At 73.9% G+C, this 1800-nt stretch carries 2 protein-coding genes and 1 pseudogene; all 3 read right to left on the bottom strand.

Annotation, left to right across the window (positions count from 1 at the left end):
- Positions 1–350 (bottom strand): sugar phosphate isomerase/epimerase (locus ABZ371_RS32325; protein WP_358686444.1); only part of this gene is annotated, 350 nt, incomplete at its 3' end.
- A gap of 97 nt (positions 351–447) precedes the next feature.
- Positions 448–1026, bottom strand: a complete 579-nt coding sequence (locus ABZ371_RS32320) for a GAF domain-containing protein (RefSeq protein WP_358686446.1) — start codon at positions 1024–1026, stop codon at positions 448–450.
- 1 nt (position 1027) lies between these two features.
- Positions 1028–1800: pseudogene (locus ABZ371_RS32315) on the bottom strand (S8 family serine peptidase); the annotation flags it as partial.

Here is a 1800-nt window from a genome sequence, read left to right as displayed (position 1 = left end):
GCCGCGTCGGCCTCGGCGGGGTCCCGGTCACCACCGCCCGGGAACACGCGCACGTGGGCCGCCCCCAGGTCGCGGGCCAGCTCCACGAGCTCGGCCAGCTCGGCCACCACGGCCTCGTCGTCGCCCTCGGCGGCGACCCGTACGTACCCGGCCAGGGCCAGGACCTCGACCCCGGCCCGCGCGAACTCCTCGGCTACGGCGGCCCGTTCGGCGGGCGTCAGCCCGGTGTGCACCGGCTCCTCGGGGTGCGTGCGCAACTCCACCCCCGCGTAACCGTGCTCGGCGGCGAGCCGCACGACGTCGGCGACCGGCATCCCCGGCACTCCGAGGGTGGAGAAAGCGAGCTTCACGTGCGTGTCCTTCCGTCCTGCGCGGGAGCGGAGCCCGGCGCTCCGACGGCTCCTGCCCGTCGGACCGGCCGCCACTCCCGCGCCCAGCGTATGTACCTCAGCCCGTGCCCCGCAGCAGCCGCTCCAAGCTGCCGAGCAGCTGCAGCGCGTCCTCCCGCCGGGCACCGTCCAGCATCCGGCCGGTGCTCCCCGCCGCGACCGGGACCGGGGCCGCCACCCGCAGTGCGGCGGCCGCCTGCCGGGCGAACATAGCCAGCAGGTCCAGCTCGCGGACGCCCGACCGCGCCTGGGGCGACGGATCCAGCACCTCCAGCACGCCCAGGACACGGGAGTCGCTGATCAGCGGGGCCGCCATCAGCGCCTGCGGGACGTACGCCGTGGACTCCGCCAGGGACCGGTCGAAGGACGGGTCGCTGACCAGGTCGTCCACCACCATCGGCTCGCCCGAGGTGGCCACCCAGCCCGCGATGCCGCGCCCCGCGGGGAAGCGGCGACCCACCAGGAACTCCTCACCCTCGCCGGAGACCGCCTGGAAGACGAGTTCGTCGGCCTCCTCGTCGAGCAGGAAGACGGAGCTGGCGGCGGCCCCGAAGATCGCGCGTGCCACGTCGACGACCGACTGGAGCAGTTCGTGCCGGGCGGCCTCGCCGGGCGTGGGGAGGGAGGCGAGCGTGATGTCAGTTCTCGGAGTCGTCACGGGATATCTCCTGCCGCTGTGGAAGGACGCGGGCCGACGTGCACATTGGCCGCGGACAGATAGAGGGCGTTCTTGAGCTGGAAGGCCGTCATCCCGGGGTGGGCGGAGAGGACCCGGGCGCAGAGGCCCGCGATGTACGGCGTGGCGAAGCTGTTGCCGGTCGTGCGGATCGTCCGGCCGCCCAGCCAGGGCACCGACACGTTCTGGCCCGGGCCGAAGAACTCCACCGGGGGCTCCGGGTTGTACAGGTGCAGCTCCGGATCGTCCTCCTGGTGGCTGCCGACGGAGATCACCGAGGCGAACCGCCAGGGGAAGCTCTCCACCGGCGTGTTGTGGGCCGACGCCACGATCACCGTGCGGGCGAAGTAGGCGTGGTCGGCCAGACCGTGCAGCTCCGGGGCGAATCTGGTCCGGGTGGTCGACAGGCTCAGGTTGACCACGTCGAAGCGCTGCTCCACCGCCCACCGCAGCCCGGCCATCAGCACCTCCCCGGTACCGGAGAAGCGCTCGCCGAGCACGCGGACACTGTGCAGCTCGCAGTCGGGTGCGGTGCGGCGGATGATGCCCGCGCACGCCGTACCGTGCCCGCACGTGTCCCCCGTCGTGGTCGGCTCGACCGAGACGGCGCCGCTCTCCCCGTCCTTGACCACCACCCAGGAGCCGTCCACCGGGCCGACCAGCGGGTGGTCGCGCTCCACCCCCGAATCCACCACGCACACGCGCACCCCGCGCCCGGTCGCCGGCCCCGCGGGG

Origin of the sequence: Streptomyces sp. NPDC005899 (assembly GCF_040629645.1) — a bacterium.
In the GTDB taxonomy this organism is placed as follows: Bacteria; Actinomycetota; Actinomycetes; order Streptomycetales; family Streptomycetaceae; genus Streptomyces.
This window is presented reverse-complemented; position numbering and strand designations above follow the sequence as displayed.